The 23,875-nt window shown below is 63.5% G+C and carries 28 protein-coding genes; 9 read left to right on the top strand and 19 right to left on the bottom strand.

The features are described from left to right. Positions 1 to 195: 195 nt before the first annotated feature. On the bottom strand, positions 196 to 1,044 hold the full coding sequence (locus V5735_RS17795) for a hypothetical protein (protein WP_423746102.1): 849 nt from the start codon (positions 1,042 to 1,044) through the stop codon (positions 196 to 198). 98 nt (positions 1,045 to 1,142) lie between these two features. Here V5735_RS17795 and V5735_RS17790 point away from each other — a divergent pair, with 98 nt between their 5' ends. Continuing rightward, on the top strand, positions 1,143 to 1,301 hold the full coding sequence (locus V5735_RS17790) for a hypothetical protein (protein WP_423746101.1): 159 nt from the start codon (positions 1,143 to 1,145) through the stop codon (positions 1,299 to 1,301). Positions 1,302 to 1,314: 13 nt separating this feature from the next. Here the strand turns inward: V5735_RS17790 and V5735_RS17785 are convergent, their stop codons facing one another. From V5735_RS17785 to V5735_RS17760, 6 genes are read right to left on the bottom strand one after another with little or no spacing between them, the layout of a single operon-like run. Next, entirely contained in the window at positions 1,315 to 2,322 is a 1,008-nt protein-coding gene (locus tag V5735_RS17785; protein ID WP_423746100.1) for a 3-oxoacyl-ACP synthase, read from the bottom strand. Continuing rightward, entirely contained in the window at positions 2,319 to 3,566 is a 1,248-nt protein-coding gene (locus tag V5735_RS17780; RefSeq protein ID WP_423746099.1) for a branched-chain amino acid ABC transporter permease, read from the bottom strand. The genes V5735_RS17785 and V5735_RS17780 overlap by 4 nt, the downstream gene beginning before the upstream one ends. Positions 3,567 to 3,597: 31 nt before the next feature. Then, complete coding sequence (locus V5735_RS17775; RefSeq protein WP_423746098.1) at positions 3,598 to 4,611, bottom strand: branched-chain amino acid ABC transporter permease; 1,014 nt, start codon at positions 4,609 to 4,611, stop codon at positions 3,598 to 3,600. Beyond that, entirely contained in the window at positions 4,608 to 5,306 is a 699-nt protein-coding gene (locus tag V5735_RS17770; RefSeq protein ID WP_423746097.1) for an ABC transporter ATP-binding protein, read from the bottom strand. Before V5735_RS17770 ends, V5735_RS17775 begins: the two co-directional genes overlap by 4 nt. Next, positions 5,303 to 6,070: an ABC transporter ATP-binding protein gene (locus V5735_RS17765; RefSeq protein ID WP_423746096.1), complete on the bottom strand. Its 768-nt coding sequence runs from the start codon at positions 6,068 to 6,070 to the stop codon at positions 5,303 to 5,305. The genes V5735_RS17770 and V5735_RS17765 overlap by 4 nt, the downstream gene beginning before the upstream one ends. Before the next feature lies 1 nt (position 6,071). Continuing rightward, positions 6,072 to 7,487 (bottom strand): ABC transporter substrate-binding protein, encoded by a 1,416-nt coding sequence (locus tag V5735_RS17760; protein WP_423746095.1) that lies wholly within the window; start codon positions 7,485 to 7,487, stop codon positions 6,072 to 6,074. Positions 7,488 to 7,609: 122 nt separating this feature from the next. Between V5735_RS17760 and V5735_RS17755 the strand changes: the two genes are divergently transcribed. Then, a complete protein-coding gene (locus V5735_RS17755; RefSeq protein WP_423746094.1) occupies positions 7,610 to 8,467 on the top strand; it encodes an SDR family oxidoreductase in 858 nt (285 codons plus the stop codon). Positions 8,468 to 8,666: 199 nt separating this feature from the next. Here the strand turns inward: V5735_RS17755 and V5735_RS17750 are convergent, their stop codons facing one another. After that, the gene (locus V5735_RS17750) at positions 8,667 to 8,891 is read right to left on the bottom strand and encodes a hypothetical protein (RefSeq protein WP_423746093.1); all 225 of its coding nucleotides are present in this window, start codon (positions 8,889 to 8,891) and stop codon (positions 8,667 to 8,669) included. A 15-nt stretch (positions 8,892 to 8,906) separates the two neighbouring features. After that, positions 8,907 to 9,305 (bottom strand): hypothetical protein, encoded by a 399-nt coding sequence (locus V5735_RS17745; protein WP_423746092.1) that lies wholly within the window; start codon positions 9,303 to 9,305, stop codon positions 8,907 to 8,909. 397 nt (positions 9,306 to 9,702) lie between these two features. On the opposite strand from V5735_RS17745, the gene V5735_RS17740 reads away from it, so the two are divergent. Further along, positions 9,703 to 10,665 carry an alpha/beta hydrolase gene (locus V5735_RS17740; RefSeq protein WP_423746091.1) on the top strand — a complete coding sequence of 321 codons (963 nt, stop codon included), beginning with the start codon at positions 9,703 to 9,705 and terminating at the stop codon, positions 10,663 to 10,665. Between the two features lie 3 nt (positions 10,666 to 10,668). Here the strand turns inward: V5735_RS17740 and V5735_RS17735 are convergent, their stop codons facing one another. The 4 genes from V5735_RS17735 to V5735_RS17720 form a co-directional block, all read right to left on the bottom strand. Beyond that, positions 10,669 to 11,370, bottom strand: coding sequence for a helix-turn-helix domain-containing protein (locus V5735_RS17735; protein ID WP_423746090.1), 702 nt, complete (start codon positions 11,368 to 11,370; stop codon positions 10,669 to 10,671). A 116-nt stretch (positions 11,371 to 11,486) separates the two neighbouring features. After that, positions 11,487 to 11,690: a hypothetical protein gene (locus tag V5735_RS17730; RefSeq protein WP_423746089.1), complete on the bottom strand. Its 204-nt coding sequence runs from the start codon at positions 11,688 to 11,690 to the stop codon at positions 11,487 to 11,489. A 216-nt stretch (positions 11,691 to 11,906) separates the two neighbouring features. Then, entirely contained in the window at positions 11,907 to 13,592 is a 1,686-nt protein-coding gene (locus tag V5735_RS17725) for an AMP-binding protein (protein WP_423746088.1), read from the bottom strand. Next, a complete protein-coding gene (locus V5735_RS17720) occupies positions 13,585 to 14,388 on the bottom strand; it encodes an alpha/beta fold hydrolase (RefSeq protein ID WP_423746087.1) in 804 nt (267 codons plus the stop codon). The genes V5735_RS17725 and V5735_RS17720 overlap by 8 nt, the downstream gene beginning before the upstream one ends. Positions 14,389 to 14,475: 87 nt before the next feature. On the opposite strand from V5735_RS17720, the gene V5735_RS17715 reads away from it, so the two are divergent. After that, positions 14,476 to 14,868 carry a MaoC/PaaZ C-terminal domain-containing protein gene (locus V5735_RS17715; protein WP_423746086.1) on the top strand — a complete coding sequence of 131 codons (393 nt, stop codon included), beginning with the start codon at positions 14,476 to 14,478 and terminating at the stop codon, positions 14,866 to 14,868. Between the two features lie 2 nt (positions 14,869 to 14,870). On the opposite strand, the gene V5735_RS17710 is transcribed toward V5735_RS17715, so the two are convergent. After that, entirely contained in the window at positions 14,871 to 15,329 is a 459-nt protein-coding gene (locus tag V5735_RS17710; RefSeq protein ID WP_423746085.1) for a cupin domain-containing protein, read from the bottom strand. Between the two features lie 116 nt (positions 15,330 to 15,445). On the opposite strand from V5735_RS17710, the gene V5735_RS17705 reads away from it, so the two are divergent. The 3 genes from V5735_RS17705 to V5735_RS17695 all read left to right on the top strand — a co-directional run bounded on the left by V5735_RS17705 (position 15,446) and on the right by V5735_RS17695 (position 17,951). Continuing rightward, entirely contained in the window at positions 15,446 to 16,789 is a 1,344-nt protein-coding gene (locus V5735_RS17705; RefSeq protein ID WP_423746084.1) for an MmgE/PrpD family protein, read from the top strand. Between the two features lie 369 nt (positions 16,790 to 17,158). Further along, positions 17,159 to 17,464: a hypothetical protein gene (locus tag V5735_RS17700; protein WP_423746083.1), complete on the top strand. Its 306-nt coding sequence runs from the start codon at positions 17,159 to 17,161 to the stop codon at positions 17,462 to 17,464. Between the two features lie 154 nt (positions 17,465 to 17,618). Beyond that, positions 17,619 to 17,951 (top strand): hypothetical protein, encoded by a 333-nt coding sequence (locus tag V5735_RS17695; RefSeq protein WP_423746082.1) that lies wholly within the window; start codon positions 17,619 to 17,621, stop codon positions 17,949 to 17,951. A 51-nt stretch (positions 17,952 to 18,002) separates the two neighbouring features. Here V5735_RS17695 and V5735_RS17690 read toward each other — a convergent pair whose 3' ends face one another. Further along, positions 18,003 to 18,137 (bottom strand): hypothetical protein, encoded by a 135-nt coding sequence (locus V5735_RS17690; protein WP_423746081.1) that lies wholly within the window; start codon positions 18,135 to 18,137, stop codon positions 18,003 to 18,005. A 113-nt stretch (positions 18,138 to 18,250) separates the two neighbouring features. After that, positions 18,251 to 18,727, bottom strand: a complete 477-nt coding sequence (locus V5735_RS17685) for a hypothetical protein (RefSeq protein WP_423746080.1) — start codon at positions 18,725 to 18,727, stop codon at positions 18,251 to 18,253. A gap of 124 nt (positions 18,728 to 18,851) precedes the next feature. Here V5735_RS17685 and V5735_RS17680 point away from each other — a divergent pair, with 124 nt between their 5' ends. Both V5735_RS17680 and V5735_RS17675 read left to right on the top strand, forming a co-directional pair. Further along, the gene (locus tag V5735_RS17680) at positions 18,852 to 19,676 is read left to right on the top strand and encodes a phosphosulfolactate synthase (protein WP_423746079.1); all 825 of its coding nucleotides are present in this window, start codon (positions 18,852 to 18,854) and stop codon (positions 19,674 to 19,676) included. A 100-nt stretch (positions 19,677 to 19,776) separates the two neighbouring features. Further along, positions 19,777 to 20,595 (top strand): aldo/keto reductase, encoded by an 819-nt coding sequence (locus tag V5735_RS17675; protein WP_423746078.1) that lies wholly within the window; start codon positions 19,777 to 19,779, stop codon positions 20,593 to 20,595. A gap of 23 nt (positions 20,596 to 20,618) precedes the next feature. Here the strand turns inward: V5735_RS17675 and V5735_RS17670 are convergent, their stop codons facing one another. The 3 genes from V5735_RS17670 to V5735_RS17660 form a co-directional block, all read right to left on the bottom strand. Continuing rightward, positions 20,619 to 21,554 (bottom strand): phosphorylase, encoded by a 936-nt coding sequence (locus tag V5735_RS17670; RefSeq protein ID WP_423746077.1) that lies wholly within the window; start codon positions 21,552 to 21,554, stop codon positions 20,619 to 20,621. A 64-nt stretch (positions 21,555 to 21,618) separates the two neighbouring features. Further along, complete coding sequence (locus tag V5735_RS17665; RefSeq protein ID WP_423746076.1) at positions 21,619 to 23,205, bottom strand: acetolactate synthase large subunit; 1,587 nt, start codon at positions 23,203 to 23,205, stop codon at positions 21,619 to 21,621. A gap of 42 nt (positions 23,206 to 23,247) precedes the next feature. After that, positions 23,248 to 23,808 (bottom strand): twin-arginine translocation signal domain-containing protein, encoded by a 561-nt coding sequence (locus V5735_RS17660; RefSeq protein ID WP_423746075.1) that lies wholly within the window; start codon positions 23,806 to 23,808, stop codon positions 23,248 to 23,250. Positions 23,809 to 23,875: the final 67 nt, after the last annotated feature.

The raw sequence follows: 23,875 nt of genomic DNA, 5'->3' as shown, positions 1-23,875 counted from the left end.
GTGATGGTTGAGATGGTAGAGATGGTGGCACTGTCGCGGTAGTCGTGAAGGTGGGAAGTATCGCGGTAGTTGCGAGCGTCGGGATCGTTTCGAGGATACCGACCGTATCGATGGAACGAATCGTACCGAGAGTGCTGACTACCGTGATGGTTTCGATGGTAGCGATAGTACGAATAGTAACTGAGTGAACGTCGCTTACCGGTTCGCGTCGTGTTCGATGGTGAGGAATCGTCGACCGAACACCCACATCGCGTGTTCGGCGTGGATGCCGTCGCCGTCGGGAGCCACGCGGAACCGCTGTTCCATCGGGAGCGCGACCGAACCGAACGACGTGCGGAGATACAACCCCTCGTCGCCCGTCTCGCTTCGGGTCGTCAGTTCGATGCCGGACCTCTCGTCGTCTTCGGCGGGACCGTCGTGCGTTCGAACGTGCAGGACGGTGCTCAGATTCGACCACGGAAGCGGGACGGCGATGTTGACGTAGCGGATTCCGTCCCGAACGTGGCTGGCGTAGATGGCGACGAAGACGGCGGTTCCCGTTCCGTCCGTTCGAATCCACGCCCGCGCCCCGTCTCGGGGGTCCTCGTCCGGGTCGATTGCGACGAGTTCGCTGGTGAGGGGGCCGCCGGACGACTGCCACGGGCCGGGGAGGTTGAGCTGTTCGATGCGACTCGTGAGCCGGGCGGCGAGCGCCGCGCCGACTCGGAAGCCGCGGTGCCAGCGCACCCGATACGCCATGTCGTAGTCCGCGGTGCGCTCGTAGAACCGCCTGACTTCCGGGTGCACGTCGTCGGGGTCGAAGTCGGGACGGGCGAACGCCGCCATGTCGTCCATCTCGCCCGACAGTTGCACGCCGGTCGTAACGTCGTTCCGTTGAAGATAGTCCGAACCTACCCGGGTGCTGGCGACGAGCGGACTCAACGGAACGTCCCGTGTTCGGCGGAATGCCGAACGGACGCGGCGACCGACCGCGACGACGGAGACGAAAAGTGCGAGAAAAACCCCGACGGCGCGTCGGCGCGGACGGGAGGGCCACACGGTCATACTATACGATTAGTCATCTCCGTATTTCAATTCACTCCCGCCCTGTCACGCGGTTATCGGGCGTATAATAAAGACGCATGAAGTGTTTTCTCGGTGGTGTGAGCACCTTCGGAATCAACTGGCGGAAGACGTCCGACCGAGAAACGGGCCGACCGGACGCGGAAACCGGGCAGTCGGACGACGAGGACGCCGCCCGCCGGTCGTATTCGATTCGCGCCCTCCTTCCGGGTCCCTACGTTCGCTACCCAAAGGAGTGACGAGTCGGCCCCGCTACCCGCCGTGCCAGTCTAACACGGTCGCCGCCCACGTGTAGCCCGTCCCGGCGGCGAGGAAGCAAACCACGTCGCCCGATTCGACCAGTCCGTTCTCGATTCCCGCGTCCAGCGCGAGTATCTGATCCACGCTCTGGACGTGCCCGAACTCGTCCAGATAGTAGTTCGCCGTGTCGAGCGTCGAACAGAGGTAGTCGTGGAACGACCGCTTCATGTGCGTCAGCGCGACGAATCCGAGGTCGTCCCGGTCGTAGTTCGACCGCGAGAGCGCGGTATCGGCCACGTCGAGGAAGTTGTCGAGGCTGACCTCGCCCAGTCGTTCCTTCATGTCGTCCGGGTCGGGCACGTCCAAGGTGTGGAGGCCTGCCGCGACGGTCGCCTCGCTGGGTGGGTTGCGCGACCCGCCAGCGGGCATCACCACGTCCTCCGAGAAGCTTCCGTCCGTTATCGCGGCGCTCTCTCGGACCGTGGCGATGGGGTCGTCCGGCGCTTCTTCGAGCACCATCGCGCACGCGCCGCTGCCGAAGTTGAACATGAAGGAGGAGCGCTCGTTCTCGTAGTTCACGAGGTCCTCCTCCCGACTCGCCGAGACGAGCAGGATTCGCTCCGGGGCGTCCGCGACGAGGGTGGCTTTCGCCTGCCGGAGCGCGATAGGGGCACCGGCACAGAGCGCGTAACTCTCGCTGGCGAACGCGGTTTCCGCGCCGATGCGCTCGGCGACGTTTGCGGCGGCGCTCCAGACGACGAAATCCTTGAACTCGCTGCCGTGATACAGCACCGCGTCGAGGTCAGTGGCCTCGATTCCGGCGTGGGAAAGCGCCCGTTCGGCCGCTTTCACGCACATGTCCGCCGCGTGGTCGCCGTCCGGCGGACAGACGTGCTTTTCGCGGACGCCCATCTTCTCGACGACGACTTCCTCGGGAATTCCGCTCCGGCGAGCGATTTCCTCGCCCGTCACCGTCGCTTCGGGAACGTAGAATCCGTAACCCGTGAGTCCGACCATCATCTGAACCTCCGGAGCCGCGCGGGAATCTCTTTTGCAACGGGGCCGCCGAGGCGGTCGCGGAGCGTTCCGAGCAACCCGTTCGGGACGAACAACACGAACAGCACGAACAGCGCGCCGACGTAGAGGCTCGCGTGGCCGTTCAGGAACGTCTCGATGGCTCCCTGTACCGTCAGGCCGTTGTAAATCGTCGTTCCCATGACGCCCGACCCGAGGTGTGTTCTGAGGTACGGCAGGAGTCCACCGCCCTCGCCCGCCTTCGATAGGAACTCGCGGAACGTCTCGTTGAACAATTGGCCGTACAGCGGTCCGGCGAGGGTGCCGAACCCGCCGATGATGGAGGCCAACAGTGCGTCACCCGCGACGAGGAAGTTGAACGATTCGTCCGGGGAAACGGTTCGTTCGTAGCCCGCCAGCAGGCCGCCCGCCACGGCGGCGAAGAAGGCGCTGATGGCGAACGCGCCGAGTTTGTAGCGGAAGGTGTCGTACCCCACCGCGACGGCGCGTTCCTCGTTCTCGCGGATTGCGACCATCACTTTGCCGAACGGCGAGTGGATGATTCGCTGCATGGCGAAGTAGCAGACGAGCACCACGACACCGATCATGTAGTAGGACACCTCCGTCTGGCTGAGATGGACGAATCCGAACGATACCTCGTCGCCCGTCAGCGCCCCGATGGAGAGATTCAGCGCATCGACGCCGGGGACGCCGATGTTGAGGCCGTTGGCCCCGTTCAGGAAGATGCCGTCGCGCGGATTCGACCCGACGTAATCCCAGCCGCGGACGAAGACGTACAACACCTGCGCGAAGCCGAGGGTTATCATGGCGAAGTAGACCCCCGTCAGGCGGAACGATACGGCTCCAATCGCCAGCGCGAGCGCGACGGCGACCAGTCCCCCGACGACGAGCGACACCATGAACGGCGTTCCCGCCGGGAGGAGCGGAACCTTGTCGTTCGCCGTGAGGATGACGAAGTACGCGCCGGTTCCGTAGAACGCGGCGTGGCCGAACGAGAGATAGCCGGTGTAGCCGCTGATGAAGTCGAACGACATGGCGAACAGGCCGAAGTAGAGGACGGGTATCATCGTCTCCACGCGCGGGAGGAGCGTCGCCGCCTCCGTCCCGAACGGCGAGTTCACCAGCAGGTGATACAGGCCGGGATAGGCCGCGAGGAAGGTGATAACCGCGAGGTGGACGATGTGGTCGCGGGCGTACTCTTCGACCCACGACGCGTCCGTCTCCGACATCGCCCGCCCCGCGTCAGTCCCGGTTTCGGTGCTAATGGCCCCCCACCTCCTCGACGCCGAACAGCCCCTGCGGCCGGAGGATGAGGACGACCACGAGGATGAGGAAGATGGTCATCTCGGGCAGTCCCGCGAAGTCGATGGCGTTGACGAACCACCACGACATCGTCGCATCGACCATGCCGACGATGAGTGCCGCAACCACGGTCCCTCGGAACGTCCCGAGGCCGCCGACGATGACGACGACGAACGCCGGGAGGAGCGCGTCCGATGCGACCGGGACGCTGGCACCCCACTTCGGGTCCCACATCAGCAGGACGCCCGCGATTCCGGCCAATCCCGTTCCGAGCGCGAAGACGACGGTGAATACGCGGCGAACGTCGATGCCGAGGGCTTCGGTCATCTCCGCGTCCTCGCTTCCCGCGCGGATGACGAGTCCGTAGCGAGTCCGGGTCAGGAAGGCCCAGATTCCCGCAACGGTGAGGACGCCGAACGCGATTTCGAACAGCGCGAGTCCGTTCACGGAAATTCCGGCGAGGCCGACTTGGGTGGTCAGGAAGCCGGGTTTCGTCCCGAAGGCGTCCTGCCAGTCGGTCTGGGGTTGCATGCCGTAGAACAGCACTGCGATTCGGACTAGTTCGTTCAGCACGAGCGTCAAGCCGAAGGTGAGCAGAATCTGGTACACCGGCGGTCGGTCGTACAGTTTGCGGATGAGGCCGACTTCGACCGCGGTCCCGAGTCCCGCGAGCAGGGCGAAGACGACCACGACGGCCACGAAAAACAGGGCCATCCGCGTGATAGAACTGCCTCCGGCGGCGACGAACGCAACCATCACCAACCCGCCGAGGTACGCGCCCAACATGGTCAGCGACCCGTGGGCGAAATTCAACACGCCCATCAGACCGAAGATGAGCGTCAGGCCGCTGGCTATCATCACGTACAGCGCGGCCTTCGCCAGTCCCTGAACGAACACCGACGCGAGCGTCGATGGCCGGAGGAAATCCCCCAGCGCGCCGCCGACCCCCGCGAGCGGAACGAGTTCCATCATGCCGAGAGATACCTCCGGAGTCGCTCGTCGTCCATCGACACCTCGTTCGCGTCGCCCTGTTCGACGACGCGCCCGTTGTCGAGCACGTAGAAGCGGTCGGCGAGGTCGAGCGCCAGCGGGAGGTTCTGCTCGACCAGCAACAGCGTGGTGTCGGTCGCCGCCTCGGCGAGCGCCTCGGCGACGGCCTCGACGATGAGCGGGGCCAACCCCTCGCTCGGTTCGTCCACCAGCAGGAGTTCGTTCTCCCCGACGAGACCGCGGACGAGGGCCAACATCTGCTGTTGGCCGCCGCTGAGGTTTCCGGCCTCGCGGTCGCGGTGGTCTTCGAGGTCGGGGAACGTCTCGTAGGCGAGCGAGAGCGCCTCGCGCACGTCCTCTCCTTTCGGCACCGCGACCCGAATGTTCTCCTCGACGGAGAGTTGCGTGAAGACCCGCCGCTCCTCGGGAATCCAGCCGATACCCATCTCCGCGACCTCGTGGGTGCTCTTGCCGACCAGTTCCGTGCCGCGGAACCGGACGCTCCCCCGCCGCGGCGGGGTCAGTTGGAGGATGGTCCGGAGCGTCGTCGTTTTCCCGACGCCGTTTCTGCCGACGAGGGCGACGACTTCGCCCGCTTCGACTTCCATCGAGACGCCCTCCAAGACGTGACTCTCGCCGTAGTACGCGTGGGCGTCCTCGACGGTCAACAGGCTCACGCGATACCCTCCTCGGCCTCGTAGCCGCCGAGGTACGCCTTTTGCACGTTCGGGTCGTCTCGCACCGACTCCGGAGTGTCGTCGGCGATGACCGACCCCTGATTCAACACGACGATGCGGTCGCTGACGCGCATCACGATATCCATGTTGTGTTCGACCAGCAGGACCGCGTGGTCCTCGGCCACGTCCTCGATGAGGTCGATTATCGTCCCCACGCTCTCGGAAGAGACGCCCGCGTTCGGTTCGTCGAGCAGGAGTACGTCCGGGTCGCCCGCGAGCGCGATGGCGACCTCCAACTGGCGCGTCTGGCCGTGGCTCAGGTTCCCCGCCGCCGTCTCGGCGAAGTCGTCGAGTTCGACGCGCTCCAGAATCGCGTGTGCCTGCTCGGCGTGTTCCGGGAACGCGCCCGCGTTTCGAATCGGGTTGGCCGACCCGTCCCCGTGTGCCTGCACCGCGACGCGGACGTTTTCGAGGACGGTGCTCGTCGGGAAGACGTTGGTTATCTGGTAGGACCGGTGAAGTCCCAACCGCGCCGTCTCGTGCGGTTCCGTCCCCGTGATGTCCGTCCACGACCCGTTCGTTCGGAATTCGATGCTGCCCTCGCTCGGCGCGAGCACGCCGGTCAACAGGTTGAAAAACGTCGTCTTGCCCGCGCCGTTCGGCCCGATGAGCGAACACAGTTCCCCCTCGTCGAGCGAAAAGTCCACGTCATCGACGGCGACCAAGCCGCCGAATCGCCGCGTCAGCCCCGTGGTTCGGAGCATGTTAGAGCGAGCAGGACATTCCGGCCGCGTCCTTCGGGATGGTCGCCTGCTTGCCCTCGATGGTGGCGAGCGGCTCGCCGGGCATGACGGCGGCGTCCCAGCTGTCGGCCCACTCGTCCGTGGTCGGGACGGGATTGGCGACGGTCATCGAAGAGCGGGCCTGATTGTTGTACTTCTGGAAGACGTAGCCGCCCTCGCCCTTCGGCGTGTCTTTCACGGTCATGCCGCGCATGGCCTCCGCGATGTCGGTCCCTTTGGTGGAACCGCTCTGGTGGACGCCCTGCACGATGGCCGACGCGGCGGTGAAGGTGCCCGAGGTGAACAGGTCCGGAACGACGCCGTAGGCCTTGGTGTACGAATCGACGAACGAGGAGTTGATATCGTTGTCGTACTGATTCCAGTGGTAGCGGGTCGTGAACGGCCCGAGTTTCGTCTTCTCTATCTTCTCCTTCGTCAGCGGTTTCCCGATGACTTTCTGCATCGTCTGGCCGACCACCTTGTTCGTGATTTGGGTCGCAAAGCCGCCGAACACGCGGTAGTCGTAGCTTCCGGAGAGGTATTCGGTGAACAAGTTCGGGAGGGTGGCGACGGTGAACCCGCCGACGATTCCCTGTGCGCCCGCTCCCTGTGCCTTGTCGAGCAGTCCCTTCCACTCCGAGTGCTCCTGTGGGACGAACTTCTTGCCGACGATTTCGACGCCTTCGTCCTCGAGTACCTGCTCGTAGTTGTTCACGACGGCCTTGCCGAAGCTGTAGTCGGCCCCGAACAGGTACACCTTCTTCACGTCGGTTTCATTGGCGACGTACTTGCCGCCGCTCCGGGCGTCCATCGCGGTGTTCTCGCTCGCGCGGAAGACGAGATTGTTGCACGTCTCGCCGTCCGAGGTGATGGATGCAGACGCGGCCGGTCCGGCCACGTACGGCACGCCGCTCGTCTTGGCGACCGTCTTGATGACCGTCGTCGCCGAGGACGACGACGCACAGCCGAAGAGCATATCGACCTTCTGGTCCGTCACGAGGTTCGTCGCCAGTTTCTTGGCCTTGCTCTGGGAGAATCCGGTGTCGCGGACGTACAGTTCGAAGTCGGTGTCTCCGACCGAAACCACCGTCTTCCCGCTCTTGACGCCGGTCTTCGGTTCGGCGTCAGCTTTGTAGGCCAGTCCCGAGAGGAAGCCCCACAGGCTCTGTTGTCCGTAGTATTTGAGACTCCCCGAAATCGGTTGGAGAACGCCGATTTTCACCGTTCCAGATACGTTCTTGGTCGTCGTCATGCCACCCGTTCCATTGTCGTTCCCCGATTTATCGCCATTCTTCGTATCGTTTGTGTCATCGTTTCCAGTGCACCCTGCCAATCCGGCAATCCCGACCGCACCCGCGGACGTGAGGACGTTGCGCCGTGTCAGTCTCCGGTTCGTCATACCACCTATACCGGGAGTTACGAGCGGCAAATACTGCAGGGTTAACATGTGAACAGAACGGAATCAGGGCGGTTCACATATCAACCGTGGATTTTTCCTCGCTATCGCTCGGAGTTTGAAATATGGCAGACGACGCGGTAACGCCGCCGACGTTCGACCCCGACGAGGTACTGCACGTCGAAGACGACCACTTCACGCCCGAGAACGTGGCTATCGTGACGGGCGCGGCCTCCGGAATCGGTCGTGCGACGACGCTCGCGCTCGCCGCGAACGACCTCACGGTGGTCGGGACGGACGTGGACGAGGACGGCCTGGCCGAGACGACCGACCGCGCCGAGGAGTTGGAACTCGGAGGAAACGTCGAAACGGTAGTTGCCGACCTCACCGACGAGGACGAGATAGACCGCATCGTCTCCCACGCGGCGGACGCGGGCGCGGTGAAATATCTGGTCAACGTCGCCGGACTCCAGCACATCGACCCCATCGACGAGTTCCCGGCCGAGCGGTTCGACCTGCTTCACGACGTGATGGTCCGCGCGCCGTTCCTGCTGGCGAAGGCCTGTCTTCCCCATATGCGCGAGAGCGGCGACGGAACGGGCTGTATCGGCAACATGGCGTCGGTTCACGGCCACTACACTACCTCCGATAAGGTGGCTTACAACGTCTCGAAGTTCGGCCTCCGCGGCCTCACGCAGTCCCTCGCCGCCGAGGGCGACGGCGACGTTCGCGCCTTCTCGGTCAGCACGGGGTACGTGAAGACGCCGCTCGTCACTGACCAGATACCGGACACCGCGGAACAGCGCGGTATCAGCGTGGACGAGGTGGTCGAGGACGTGATGCTGGGTCAAGCGCGCACGAAGGACATGATGACGCCGCAGGACGTGGCGAACCTGTTCGTCTTCGGCTTCTCCAAACACGCGAACCACCTGAACGGTGGCGACCTGCTGTTCGACGGCGGCATGACGCTGACCTACGAGTGATGACTGCCGTCACAGACGAGCGACTACTGCCGTGACCTTCGAGCGAGAACCGTCGTGACGTCCGACCGAGCGCCGCCGCTGTGACGCACGAGCGAATACCGCCGTGACATGCGAACGCCGCCGCTGTGAACGCGGGACGGCACAAAAATCGATTCGATGACCGTTCGTCCGGCGCTTCACCGGTGTCGATTCGTCTCGCTTAGCCCCACAGCCAATCGGAGAACCACACGGCGAGTCCGAGGACGATCGCCGCGATTCCGACGGGTTGGAACGGCGGAACGACCAACATGACGACACCGGCGGCGATCAGGATGATCGCCAACTCCTCTTCGGCGTACTCCTCGGCGAATTCGACGAACAGCGGTCTGCTGTCCTCTCTCGGTTGTTCGGACGTCGTTTTCTGTTCGGTTTCTTCGGTTGCCATATCGTATTCCCCCAGTTAGTTCGGTATCTCTGTCTCTTCGGTCGGTTCCTCCTCGCGGTCGAACTGTCCTTCACCGAGCGCGATGAGGACGGTTCCGATGAGGTCGAGCGGCAACGTGAAGAACGTCACCAACCCGAGCACGCCAGCGGTCATGCTGCCGTACCAGTTGTGGCCGTTGTACGCCGACCAACCCCCCGCGAACTCGATGATGGAGAACACGAGGACGATGCCAGCGAGGATCGCCGCGCCGAGCCCGGTCACGCCGAGCATCTGCCCGGCGGCGCTCGTTATCAACAGTCCGAGGCCCACGATGACGCCGATGACCCCGGCCAACATCAACAGGAAGCCACCGGCTTTGTACGTGCGCGGCGTGTACGTTACTTCAGGCTCACCTACCCGTTCAGTTACTGCCATACGTTTTCACCTCCCCGCGTAGAAGGAGGGTTCGCCGCCACTTACGCCCGTTGTTGGTTCACGAAATCGTATTCGCTCTGATTCGATCATCTCGCCGTTACTCTCATCTGACACTGTACGATCACAAATGCGACCGTCCGAGCCGATACCGGATTTCGTAACTCGACGGAGGGCCATCCCTGACGGCTCGGCGGTTACGTTCGTTTCGGCACGCCCAACCGTGATATCGTGGTCGGCTCCTCCTCGATAAAAATTCCCTCCGAGACCTTATTTATCGTATGTGAATACGAACGGACCAAACTTCCAATACCGCTTCGGACGAAGCGGAGAGCATGGAAACATCGATGGAGACTCGTCGAAACAAGCTGGCTGACCGGCAGCGGAACGGGTGGTTCGCATGGTAGACGAACCGGACCCGCAAGTGCAGGCCGTGCTCGAATTCCTTTCCCAATCCACTATCGGGCGGCTCCAAGGGCGCGGACTGGCGGTTTCGTCGGCCCGCGAGGCGATGGGGAGGGCGTTCGAGCAGGGACCGGACGAACCGGTCGGGGCCGTCGAGCAGTTCGAAATAGAGGGTCCCGACGGGTCGATTCCTGTCCGCCTGTACCTGCCCGAGGACGGCGACGGAGACGACGGCGACGACCGTTCACTGGTCGTCTACTATCACGGCGGGGGGTTCGTTTTGGGCGATTTGGACAGCGCGGACGGCGTTTGCCGACGCCTCGTGAACGAGGCGTCTTGCGTCGTCTGCTCCGTGGACTACCGACTCGCACCCGAACACCCGTTCCCCGCCGGGTTCGAGGACGCCTACGCCGCCGCCGAGTGGGCGAGCGAACAGGCCGACGCGCTGCGGGTCAATCGGGACAAAATCGCCGTCGCGGGCGACAGCGCGGGCGGCAACTTCGCCGCCGCCGTCGCGCTCGCTGCGCGGGACCGCGACGGTCCGGACCTCGCCCACCAGTTCCTCATCTATCCGGCCGTTCGCTCTCCCGTCCAACCGGTCACGGAGTCCATGGAGAACGCCGAGGGCTACCTCCTCGACGCCGACGCGATGGAGTGGTTCGACGAGCAGTACCACGTCAGGCCCTCGGACGCGCGAAACGAGTACGCCCATCCGTTGCTCGCCCGCGACCTCTCCGACCTTCCGCCCGCGACGGTCGTGACGGCCGGGTTCGACCCGCTTCGGGACGAGGGCATCGCGTACGCCGACCGACTCTCGGAGGACGGCGTGTCGGTCGAACACCGCGATTACGAGGCGATGGTACACGGATTCGCCGACATGCTCGGCGTCGTGGACACGACGGACGAGTTTTTCGCCTACGCTGGCGAGCGACTACGGAGCGCGTTCGAGGGAGAATAACGTTCAGTCGAGCAGTTCCAGCGCGTCCACGACGCGCTGGATCATCTTCCGCTGTCCGCGGCGGAGGTTCTTCGAGACGGCGGGTTTCGAGACGCCGAACTCGTCGGCCAGCGTGCCGAGGGTGGCCGACCGCGGACTCTGGAAGTAGCCGTCCCTGACGGCGCGTTCGAGCGTCTCGCGCTCCACGTCCGAGAGGTCACGACAGCCGTCGATGAGCGTCATCGCGGCCCCCGCGTTCTGCACGAGGTTCTGCAGGTCGGGCAGGTCGGGCGTCTCGCGCGACACGACGTCGAACTCGTTGTTCCATTCGAGTTCCGAGAGCGCGCCCTCCGCGACGTCCTCGTGGTCGAAACCGACGTGCCACAGTTCGTGGCCGTCCTCGATGTAGAACGGACCGGTGATGTAGCCGTCGTGGTTGCGGATGGACTCCATCGCCTCCGTCTGCCCGATTGTGGTTCGGATGTGCGCGACGTTCTCCCGCTTCGACAGCAGGGAACAGTCGTGCATGTTGTCGTGTTCGCGGAGCGCCCGTAGACCGTGTTCGAGTTCGGTTCGGTCGTCACCCTCGACCACCAACCGCGTCTCCAACTCCTCCCGCGCTCGGTCGAAATCCCAGTGAACGGCCGAGTACGCCACGCCGTAATCGTCGGAGGAGTCGATGAACGGGCAGTCGTACTGCTCCATGTCCATCGTAAGGTCTATCATTATCGTTCGCTCTGTTACCGCGGAACATACGTAAGACGAGTTAAAATAGTTTCCTTATCGCTCGTTGCTGGCTGATTTCTCCCGTCGAGAGTGAAAAAAGGCGGTGACGTCGATATTCACGGACCGGTTGCATTCTCCTCGTTGCGTCGCAGATACTGAAAGACGAGTGCGAACGCCAGTCCACCGAAGGCACCCGTAATCACGGGGGCGACCAGTACCCCGTCGAAGACGAACACACCGAGCACACCCCATATCCCCGCCCACAGCACGACTATGATGGTCGAGTAGACCCATGGATTTTCGAGGCTGAAGATATCCATGGCTGAAATTTGTTTTCCACTACTATATCTGTGTTGGAACATAGGAATTCACGGTCTCTCTCGTAGCCATCGAACCTTCCGTTCGAAAGGTTACGACGACACTCGACGGAAACTGACTCAAATCACGCGTCGCCCCGCCGCCGTTTCCGCCATCAAATCAGAATTAGCTCCCTAAATCTAAACTTCTTTTCTAGTCCGGCGAACTCGGTTCGACGACTATTTCGCCTCCCCGAACTCCGACTTCACCGCTTCCCTGTCGATTTTCGACGGCCCGGACATGGGCATCTCGTCCACGAACGCGAGGTGTCGAGGGCGCTTGAACCGCGCGAGCTCGCCGTCGAGAAACGCCTCCAAATCGGATAGCGTGAGCGACTCGTCTCCCTCGACGACCGCTTTTCCGACCCGTCCCCACTTCTCGTGGGGGACGCCGACCACGACGACTTCCTCGACCTTCGGGTGGTCGGCGATGACGTCCTCGACTTCGGCGGGGTAGACGTTCTCGCCGCCGCTGACGTACATGTTTTTCTTTCGCCCCTCGATGTAGACGTAGCCGTCCTCGTCCACGCGCGCGAGGTCGCCCGTGGACACCCACTCGCCGGAAGACTCGCGTTGTTCGCCGTTCGGGCTTCCATTCGCTTCGCTCACGGGAATCCCGAACGTCTCGGCACTCTCCTCCGGGTTCTTCCAGTAGCGGTCCGCGGCGTGGGGCGAGGCGAGTTCGAGTTCGCCGATGGTCCTCGACGGGAGCGGTTCGCCGTCGTCGTCCACGACGCGGGCATCGACGTGCATCGCGGGGACGCCCACGCTGTCGGATTTCTCGTGGGACCAGCCGTCCGGCAGGGTGAAGTTGTTCGGTCCGCACTCGGTGAGCCCGTAGCCCTGCGAGAGTTCGATGCCGCGGTCCCACCACGCCTCCATCACCGAGTTGCGGCACGGGCCGCCGCCGCTCTTGGCGAAGCGGAGCGTCGAGAGGTCGGTGTCGTCCCACTCGTCGTGGTGACACATCATCCGCAGGACGGCGGGGACCGCGACGAGGACGGTCGCCCCTTCCGACTCCACCAGTCGGAGCACGGACTCTGGGTCGAACTCGCGGGCGATGACCACCCGCGCGCCGAGGTGGAAGAGGGGAACCGTGAGGACGTTCCACCCGCCGGTGTGGAACAGCGGGAACACCATCGGCGTCACGTCCTCCGGTCGCAACCCCCACGCCGTGATGGTGTTGAAGGAGTTCCAGAGGATGGAGCCGTGAGTGATGACCGTCTCCTTCGGGACGCCCGTGGACCCACCCGTGTGCAGGAAGAGGTGCGGGTCGTCCATCGATACGTCGGCGGTTTCGACCGGCGAACCGTCCACCGGAAGGGTCGAATCCCACGACCACCATTTGTCTCCCCGCCATTCGCCCCCTCGCGATTCGGCCGCGAGCGATTCGGACCCGCCCGACGGGTCCGAATCGCTTTCCGACGAATTCTCGTCCGCCGGGAGCGTGACGACCGCCGTTTCGAACTCGCGGGCGTCGTGGGACAGCACGTCGGCGGCGAGCTCGGCGAAGGGCGCTTCCACGACGAGTAGTTTCGGTTCGACGTCGTTCAGCATCTGCACCAGTTCGCGGGGTGCGAGGCGGTGTGAGAGCGGCGCGAGCACGCCGCCGGTCTTCCCGGTGGCGAAAAAGCAGTCGATGAGTTCCGGGCGATTGCGCGATAGGACGGCGACGCGCTCGCCGTCGGCGACCCCGTATTCGCGGAGCAGTCGGGCGGTGCGGTTCGCCCGTCGGTCGAGTTCGCGGTAGGTGTAGCGTTCGCCCGTGGTGGCGTCCACCAACCCCACCGCGTCGGGGGAGAGTTGCGCCCGCTTTTCGCTCCACGCGCCGACCCATTCGTACGGCCGCGTCGAGTGCTCAGGCATCGTCGAGGAAGGTTCGGAGTCGTTCGTTTACCGCACCGGACTGTTCGATGAAGAAGAGATGTGGCCCGCCCTCGAAGGATTCGAGTTCGGCGTGCGGAATGCGGTCGGCGAGCAGTTCGGCGTTCTCGAAGGGCAGCACGCGGTCCGCGGTTCCGTGCGCGATGAGGGTCGGGAGCGTGAGTTCACCGAGACGGTCGCTGGCGTCGAAGTTCGAGACGCCTATCGCCTGTGCTTTCCTGGCCTCGTCGGACGCGTCGCCCGCCAGCCGCCAGTCCACGATGTCCGAAACGAGGTCGTCGCGCTCCGCGGCGAACTCCTCGGTCATCGCGGGGGCCATCTTGTAGCGAATCGCCTCGCGTTCGTCGTATCCCTCGGGCACGTCGAACATCCGTTCCTGCGTCTCGGGCGGCGTCGGAACCGCCTTGTCGCCGCCCGGCGTGGTGCAGAGGAGGGAGAGCGTCTCTGCTCGGTCGTAGTCGAGCGCGTACTGCTGGGCTATCATTCCACCCATGCTCGCACCCACGACGTGTGCCGTTTCGACGCCGACGGCCGCGAGCACCGCTTCGAGGTCGCCCGCCATCCCCTTGATGCTGTAGGGACCGTCCGGCGCGTCGGACTCCCCCGTCCCGCGGTTGTCCCACACGACGACGCGATAGTCGTCGGCGAACGACTCGCGTTGCCAGCGCCACATCCACCGTCCGTAGCCGAGTCCTTCCACGAAAACGATGGGGTCGGCGTTCGTCGGTCCGTGCTCCTCGTAGTAGAGCGAAACGCCGTCGTTGTCGGTAAATGGCATACGCATTGCGACGTATGAACGCGTAATCAACCCCCTGTTTTACATGTTAACCCGGAGATTCATTCCGGCCGGGGACCGAGTTCGGGTATGCCAGTCGCATCCGTCGGGGACTCCGAGACGGTGACGTTGGAACTGACGCAGGAACGAATCGACCGGTTCGCGGCGCTCACCGGCGACGAGAACCCCCTCCACGTGGACGCCGACTACGCCGAGGACGGGCTTTTCGGGGGTCGCGTCGCCCACGGTGCGCTCACGGCTAGCGTCGTCAGCGCCGCGCTCGCTGCGCTTCCCGGCGATATCGTCTATCTCTCGCAGAATTTGGAGTTCGAGAACCCGGTTCGGCCGGGAGAAACCGTCAGCGCGACGGCGACCGTGACCGAGGAGTTGGGCACGGACCGCCTCGCGGTCGAAGTTCGCGCGGAAACCGACCGTGAAGTCCTCTCCGGCGAGACGACCGTCATGTCGCTTCCGCACGAATAGGGTCACCAACCGTATCGTCCCGTTTCTGCGCCACAAACTTCGCAGTAGAACACGACTTCGCCGTCCGACTCCTCGGGGACTGCTGGCGTTCGCTCCTCACACGACGCGCACGTTCGGCGGAGGTCCATCGGCTCGTCGCTACGCGGCGCACCGAGCGCGAGGACGACGAGTCGGTCGCCCCCGTCGTTCCTCCCCTGTTGCCACTCGCCCGGTGCGAACCGTATCAGTTCCCCGGCGTCTACTTCGACATTTCCGTCCTCGGTTTCGAACGTCGCCGTACCCGAGAGGACGTAGAACACTTCCTCCTGCTTGTGATGGCGGTGATAGCAATCGCCGATGTGTTCGCCGGAAGCGCGTTCGTAGTAGTTGAGTGCGAGGCCGGTAGCCCCGAGCGCTTCGGTGAGCGGTTGGAATGCGCGCGGCGCGTGGCCGTTCGTATCCTCTATTGCGACTTTCTTCATCTCGTGTGGATTCACGTGGATGTCGATAATGGTTTACCATACCCCGAAAGTGCCGCCAAACCACCGACCCGTATCGCCCGCTGTACTTTTACCCGTGCCCGTTGCCCACATGAGCCATGACGACGACAGCAGAACTCGCGGATTTCGTCGCGGAAACGACCTACGATGACCTTTCGGAGGATACGGTGGACGAACTCAAAAAGCGGGTGCTCGACTCGGTGGGAATCGCCGTGGGAGCGATGGGCGAAAAACCCGTCGGGGCGGTTCGCGCGACCGTCGAGGAGATGGGTGACGGAGACTGCACCTTGTGGGGTGGCGGAAGCGCGTCCCCGCCGGACGCGACCATGCTGAACACGGCGTACGTCCGGTATCTCGATTACATGGACTCGTTTCTCGCGCCCGGCGAGACGCCGCATCCCAGCGACAACATCGCGGCCGCAATCGTGTGCGGGGAGTACGAGGGGAGTACGGGAACGGACCTCATCACCGCCATCGCCGTCGCGTACGAGGTGCAGGCCGAACTAGCGTGGAACGCGCCCGTTCGGGACAGGGGGTGGGACCACGTTACCCACACCGTCATCTCGGCGACTGCGGGCGCGTCGAAACTGCTCGGGTTGGACCGCGAGGAAATCCGGTCCGCCATCGGCATCGCCGGAACCGCGCATAACGCCCTCCGGGTGACGCGGACCGAGGGGATTTCGGAGTGGAAGGGCCTCGCCTCGGCGAACGCCGCGCGAAACGCCGTCTATTCCGCGATGCTGGCGAAAAACGGCGTCGAGGGACCGACGAACCTCTTCGAGGGTCAAAAGGGATGGAAGCAGATCGTCTCCGGCGAGTTCGACGTCGACCTGTCGCCGGGCGAGCGCGTTCACGACGTGATGACGAAACGATACGTCGCCGAGACGTACGCCCAATCCGCCGTGGAGGGTATCATCGAGTTGGCGGAGCGCGAGGACATCGACCCCGACGACGTGGAATCGATTCACCTCGATACGTTCGCGGGTGCGAAACTCATCATCGGCGGCGGCGAGGGGTCGCGCTACGAGGTCGAGACGAAGGCGCAAGCCGACCACTCCCTGCCGTACATGCTCGCCGTCTCGCTCATCGACCGCGAGATGACGAACGCGCAGTACGACCCGGACCGAATCCGTCGGGACGACGTACAGGAACTGCTCCGAACCGTCGACGTGGAGGAGGACGAGGACCTCACGGACCGCTTCGAGGCGGGCGAGATGCCCGCGAACATCGACGTGGTGATGGACGATGGTACGACGTACCACATCGAGAAGGACGACTTCGCGGGCCACCCGAACAACTCGATGTCGTGGGAACAGGTCGAGTCGAAGTTCGAACGGATGGCCGAATCCCGGTACGACGAGGCACACCGGGAGGACATCATCGAGACGGTACACGGACTCGAAGACCGGGATGCCGACGACATCGTTCGGTTACTCGACTAACGGCGGCGCGTCAGCCCGCGGTTAACTCCCGGATATGCTGTCAATGGATAGCATATAACTTGGATGGCAGCTCGGACATATCATATCGTACATGACATTTACCATCCGGTCGGCTGTGCTTTATCCGATAAGTTCGCCGAACCGTTTTGGACTGAAAGGCCTGAATTCGGCTGTATCGAGCGGCTTATCCTGCTTACCCCATCCCGATAAAGGTAGCCAGCAGGTACCAACCGTCCGCATCGAAAAAACGGTCCTCTCCATTGAAATACAGTTGCGACGACACGAGAAAGTGGACGATGAACACACGACGACGTGTCGGTGTCGTCCAAGGTGAATACAATGAAAAAAGGAACTAGAATGCTCCTCGCTATGACCGTCGTTGCCAGCCTCTTCGCGGTTGGCTTCGTCGGAAACGCGGCCGCATTTGCGGACGACAATCAGGCGCAGTACAGTGAACAGCACGCGTGGTCCGGTGTGAGCCAGGACCAGTACGTCGCACAGGGTAACGCCAACTCGCAGGATACCAACGTCGCGGCCTCGGCGGCTCTCGGCTGGGACGACGAAGCTGAATCCGGCGACGCGTACGCGGCCCAGTACAACGAGCAGGAGAACGAGAACGCGCAGGCTGCCTGGTCCAGCGCGGAAAACTACAACTGGCAGAACCAGGACGACTAAACCAGCGGATTCCCGAACTCGGTGAATCGAGTTCCAAACGCTTTACAGCACGACTATTTTTCCGCCCGTCGGCGAGACGACGACCGGTAATCGGGATTGCGCGACGGATGTGTTCCCAATAACAAAGCACGAGAGCGCCGTTCTCCGTTTCGATATGACCGACGCAGACCGTCCGTCCAGAACCGCGGCCGACTCCGATTCTGACCCCGACGACCGGCGTTTTCGGCCGACCGACGCGACGACGCGCGGCGTCGTCCTGCTCGTCGTCCTGTCGTTCGGCATCGTTCCCGGCGTCCTCTCGGGAGCGCCGTCGTCGCCGTCACCGCCGACCGAGACGGCTGCGGACTCCTGTTCGGCGCCGTCCGACAACGGCGTCCTGTGGCACCTCCAGCGCTACGGCGCTGGCTGCGGGCGAAACGACTTCGTTCGTTTTCCGGCGGGTGAGCAGATAGACCGCATCGGCGAACCGCCGTGGGTGCCGCTGTAGCGCCCCGCCATACAGACCACCGAACGGGATTTCGAGACTACACGCTTCGGGCTAGTTCGGGAGCAGTCGAATGTCGTCCAGTCTGTCCTCGCCGTCGGCGTCGTCCCGTTCGATGTCGATTCCCGGAGAATCCGTGAGCGTTCCGTCCTCGACCATCGACGCGCGGAAGCCGACCGGATACCTCATCGTTCGCCGTTCGTTTCCCTTCAGTCGAGACAGACCGTCTCTGTCGCGCTTCAAACGCTCGCTACCGACGAGAAATGCCGGGTTTCCGCACGTCTCGGCGTCGAACGACCCGCCTATCGATGTCCGTGTTCGAGTCCCGTCGAACGGTTTCCTTCCGCTATCGGTTCCGTTCCGGGTTCGGCGTCGGATTCCGGCGACAGACACTCCCGACAGTAGGCGTTTTCGCCCCAGTCGAGCGTTCTGAGAGGGATGCCGAAGGCGACCTGCTGTTTGGCGTACCGCCGCCGCTCGCCGTCCTCGGTTCGACCTCCACAGCAGTCACAGCGGACCCGTTCGTCGGTTTCGATGGGTCGGGTGTCGGTGCGGTGTTTCACCCCGAAGCTCGTCGGCGAGTACGCCACTCGTCCTCGGGAGAAGGCCCACGTCATCCCCAGCAAGGTCAGTCCCCACGCAATCGCCCCGTCGTCGATTCCGAAGTACGAGTCCGGGCCGATGAACGAGACGGCGACCACCGCCATCGTGGTGAGCAAAAAGATATCGTCGAAGCTCATCGACCGAATCTCCGACGCCAGCGATGGTGGAGAGCCCATACCCGTAGAATTTCGAACCGCGTCCCTTCAGCGTTTGGCGAACGGATTTTCTATTGACCAATTGTCACTTACTGGGCGCCCAACGCCTTTAGTATCTGTTCGTCGTACCCCGTCCGGGGGTTTCATGACCGACAGAGCATTCGACTTTCTGCACGTCAACGAGCGCGAATCGAAACCGCGGGAGAAGGGAATCACCGAGATGCGCGGGCCGTACTACGATCCGATGGGGCCGCGCGAACTGCAGGACATCCTCGACACGATGGGCGAGTACGTGGACATCTACAAGTTCTCGGGCGGGTCGTTCGCACTGATGCCCGAGGACGTGGTGGAGGAACTCATCACCATCTGCCACGAGTACGACGTTCAGGTTTCGACCGGAGGGTTCATCGAGAACGTTCTCGTCCGAGACAACGACAAGGTAGAACGGTACATCGAGGAGGCCGGAAATCTCGGTTTCGACATCGTAGAAATATCCTCGGGGTTCATCGCCATCGACACCGACGACCTCGTGGAACTGACCCGACTCGTTCAGAACCACGGCCTGAAGGCCAAGCCCGAAATCAACGTCCAGTTCGGCGCTGGCGGGGCCTCTTCGGTCGAGGAACTGGAGAGCGAGGCGGCCATCGACCCCGCGAGCGCGATTCGGGAAGCGGAGCGGCACCTCGACGCCGGTGCGTACAAGATAATGGTCGAATCCGAGGGTATCACCGAACGCGTCCGCGACTGGCGGACCGACGTTGCCTTCGAGATAGCGAACGAGGTCGGCATCGAGAACTGCGTGTTCGAGGCCGCCGACCCACAGGTGTTCGAGTGGTACATCAAGAACTTCGGACCGGAGGTGAACCTGTTCGTGGACAACTCCCAAATCGTCGAGTTGGAGTGTATGCGTTCGGGGCTGTGGGGGAAGAAGAGTTCGTGGGGGCGCGTGGTGTCGTACGACGAGGAATAGCGGCGGAACGACGAGGGGTCGCGGCGTAGTATCGGGAACGCCGTTCGACCCTCACCGGTCCGCCAGTCGATATTTACCGTCCCGCACGCATACGAACGATATGGAGTACGAGACGATTCACGGAGAGGAGATTCCGAAGGTCGGCCTCGGAACGTGGCGGATGGAGGGCGCGACGTGCCGCGATGCGGTTTCCACGGCGCTCGACCTCGGCTATCGACACATCGACACCGCGCAAGCCTACGGCAACGAGCGGCAGGTCGGGCAAGCCATCGAGCACTCCGACGTCGACCGCGAGGACGTCTTTCTGACGACGAAGGTGTGGCCGATGCACCGCAAACGTCCCGATATCGTGAACTCCGTCCACGAGAGTCTGGCGCAGTTGGGGACCGAGTACGTGGACTTGCTCCTCATCCACTGGCCGAACCCGCTCGCCTCGACGGGCGAAGTGATGCGGACGCTCTCGGACCTACAGAGTGACGGAGTGGCCCGCCACATCGGCGTGAGCAACTTCGATACGGAGCAGTTGGAGACGGCGCGGGAGGAGGCGACGGTGGACGTGTTCACCGACCAGGTGCAGTTCCACCCGTTCAACCCGCAGGCGGAGTTGCTCGACTATTGCCAGCGAAACGACGTGCTGCTGACGGCTTACAGTCCGCTGGCCCACGGCGGCGCCATGCACGACCACGTTCTCACGGAACTCGGGACGAAGTACGACAAATCCCCGGCACAGGTCGCGCTCCGGTGGGTGACACAGCAGGACGGCGTGGTGACGATTCCGAAATCGACGAGCGAGGCGCACCTGAAACAGAACCTCGAAATCTTCGACTTCGAACTGACCGAGACGGAGATGGCGCTCGTGGCGCGTCCCTCGCGCCTTCGAACCGGACTCTCGATGGTTCGCGGTCGACTGGGACGGTAGTTTACAGCCCTCGAACTCGGTTTTCACCCGTCGAACGACGCGCCATCGGTGCGGAGTTCGTCCACGATTGCCGACCCGACGGTGACGACGTTTTCCAGCGTGGCGTCGAACGTTTCCGCCTCCGCGCCCTCGTGGAGGCTTTCCCGCATCGATTGCCCATCGTACGGTCGGTCGAAGTTGACGACGCCGCGAACGCTCAGGAACCTATCGAGCGCCCCGAACCTGTCGAGGGCCGTCGCGGTTCCCATCTCCTCCATCTCGGTCGTGGCGTAGGTCCCGGCGTCGTACTCGTCCACGAGCCACTGGGCGTGCTCGGACACCGTCTCGCCGTGCCAGAACTCGTCGCTACAGAGCGTCGTTCCGACGGCCACGCTCGGGTCCGACCGCGCAGCGTCCTGCGAGTACTGGTTTCGGTACTCTCTCATACCGGGGGCGTCGCGCAGTTCGACCGACTGTCCGGCGTCGAGAGCCACGTCCACGAGGTCGTCGTCGAGGTGATAGACGTAATCGTACGGACGATACGAGAACAGTTCGAGAGGATGGTTCCGTTCCTCCTCCGTCTTCCCGTCTCGAGCCACCCACCGATGTTTGATATCCCAATCCACGATGTGATCGGCAACGAACACCGACCCGAGCGTTCCAACGTCCGGCGGCGACCCGGCGATGCCGACAGTGATGAAGTACGTCTCCGAGCAGTCGAACCGCTCTCCGGCGAGAATCGCGGTCACGGTCGCCGCGGCGGCGGCCTTTCCCATCCCCGTGGACGTGATTCCGATGCCGTCGTCCGTGTAGTAGACCGGCATGTTCGCGCCGGGCACCGACGCCGAGTGCTCGAACTCGTAGGTGTCTCGCCACCGCTCGAGCTCGTCGGGGAGGTCTTTCTCCATCTCGAAATCGTCGGCCGAGAAGGCGGGCAACAGGAGTACGTCGAGCGAAATCTGCTCTGTCGTATCCGTCATGTAAAAGCGCGTTCGGTAGCGTTCCTATAGAGTCTGGTGACCGATGTCGGCAGAATTCGCGTTCTCAAATCCGTTTCTCAACCGGTATCTCGACCAGCGTCATGCCGTCGCTCTCGACCGCTTCGGTCAGCGCCGTGTCGATGTCGTCCCACGTCTCGGCCCGCGTGGCGTCGATGCCGAAACTTTCGGCGAATTTCACGAAGTCGGGGTTCGTCAGACCGGTGCCGAAGTGGTCGCCGAACTCCTCCTCCAGTTCCTCGGTGATGAGTCTGTACTCGGAGTCGTTGAAAACGACGATGGTGTACGCACAGCCGAGTCTGGTTGCCGTCTCTATCTCCGCCGCGTTCATCATGAACCCGCCGTCCCCCGTGGCGACGACGACGTTCGAATCGGACGCGAGGTCGGCCGCCAGACCGCCCGGAACGCCGATTCCCATGCTGGCGAGGCCGTTCGAGACGATGACCGTGTTCGGTTCGTAGGTCGGGAAGTTCTGCGCGATGGCCATCTTGTGGCTGCCCACGTCGGAGACGAGCACGTCCTCGTCGGCCATCGCCCCCCGGAGGAGTGGGAGGACGTTCTTCACCGTCACCGGGTCGTCGGATTCGGGGTGCCGGGTCGTCTGCTCGGCGATGGCCTCGCGCTGGTCGTGGTACCATCCGGCGGGGCAGGTCACGTCGAGTCGCTCCCGAAGCGCGTCGAGTCCGGCGGAGATGTCACAGACGAGTTCCACGTTCGGGTTGTAGTGTTCGTACACCTCGGCGGGTTCGGAGTCGAGGTGAACGACATCCTTGTCGCGGTCGGGATTCCAGCTTTCGGGGTCGTGTTCGGCGATGTCGTATCCGAGCGTGAGCACGCAGTCGGCCCGCGCGATGGCGTCCGCGGCCTCGCCGTTCTCGCCCGAGTCGAGCGTGAACAGGGAGTGTTCGTCGGCGTCCGAGAGCGCCCCCTTGCCCATGTAAGTCCCGACGACGGGAACCTCGGTTTCCGAGACGAACTCGCGGAGGCTCTCTGCCGCCCGCTCCCGAACCGCGCCGTTGCCAGCGATGACGAGCGGTCTGTCGGCCCGCTGGAGCAGTTCGGCGGCGTGCTCGACGGACTGCTCGTCCGGGTCGGGCCGCCGCACCCGACGGGTGGATTCGAGCGGTTTCGCGCTCGTTTCCTCGGCCGCGACGTCCTCGGGGAATTCGAGATGCGTCGCGCCGGGTTTCTCGTATTCAGCGAGCTTGAACGCCTTGCGGACCGACTCGTTGATGGTTTCCGGGTCGGTCATCTGCGTGTTCCACTTCGTCACCGACCGGTAGGTGTGAAGCACGTCGAGCAGTTGATGGCTCTCCTTGTGCTGGCGCTCGAGTCCGGCCTGTCCGGTGATGGCGACGACGGGACTCTTGTCCAGATGTGCGTCCGCGACCCCCGTCAGGAGGTTCGTCGCGCCCGGGCCGAGCGTCGAGAGGCAGACGCCCGCCCGCCCGGTCACCCGACCGTGCACGTCGGCCATGAACGCCGCACCCTGTTCGTGTCGAACGGGGATGAACTCGATGTCGGAGTCGCGGAGAGAGAAGAGGACGTCGCCGAGTTCCTCGCCCGGCAACCCGAATACGTACTCGACGCCCTCCTGCTCCAGACAGTCCACCAGCAAGTCGGATGCTTTCATCGCTCGAAATACGAGGAAGAAGGATTAGTGCTTGGTGGCGGGTCAGCAGTTGACCGGCTTCACGCTATCGACGGCGAGCAGGCGACAGCCGCTTCCCGTCTCGGCTTCGAGGAGCAGGCTCCGATCGCTCGAACACAGTTCGAGGTCACAGCTACAGAACGTCAGTACGGTGTCGCCGTCGGCGTCGCCGTCCACGTTCTCGTTTTTCACGCGACACGCCGGTGCGGACCGCCCGTCGGTTTCCGAGAGCAGACCGTCGATGTCCGCGCAGGAGATGTCTCGCCACTTCGGATTTCGGTACTTCTGACAGCGCCGCGATTCGAACGGTGCCCGGTCCGACGACGGAACCAGACGAACGCTCTCGGGTTTCACGTTCGGCCAGCCGATGTAGACCGTGACGGGTTCGTCCGTCCGCGCGTTCACCGTGTTCGGACAACAGCCGGGTTTCACGTCCATCCAGCAGGTCTTACAGCAGTCCCGTGTCCCGTCTTGCGCACTCGCCTGCCCGACGAGCGAGGGGACGCCGAAGGCCACCCCGGCGGTGGCGAGGGCACCCCGTTTGAGGACGCGTCGTCTGCTCTGTGCGTGTCGTTTGGATTCCATGCGAATCGTTCCTGAATGGTCGCCCAACATGTTACCGTTTTTGTCCGTTTCGGAGAGGTGTTCGTCG

It is taken from the genome of Haladaptatus sp. SPP-AMP-3, assembly GCF_049568665.1.
Taxonomy (GTDB): Archaea; Halobacteriota; Halobacteria; order Halobacteriales; family Haladaptataceae; genus Haladaptatus; species Haladaptatus paucihalophilus.
The sequence above is the reverse complement of the archived record's forward strand: the minus strand, read 5'-3'. Positions and strand labels throughout refer to the sequence as shown.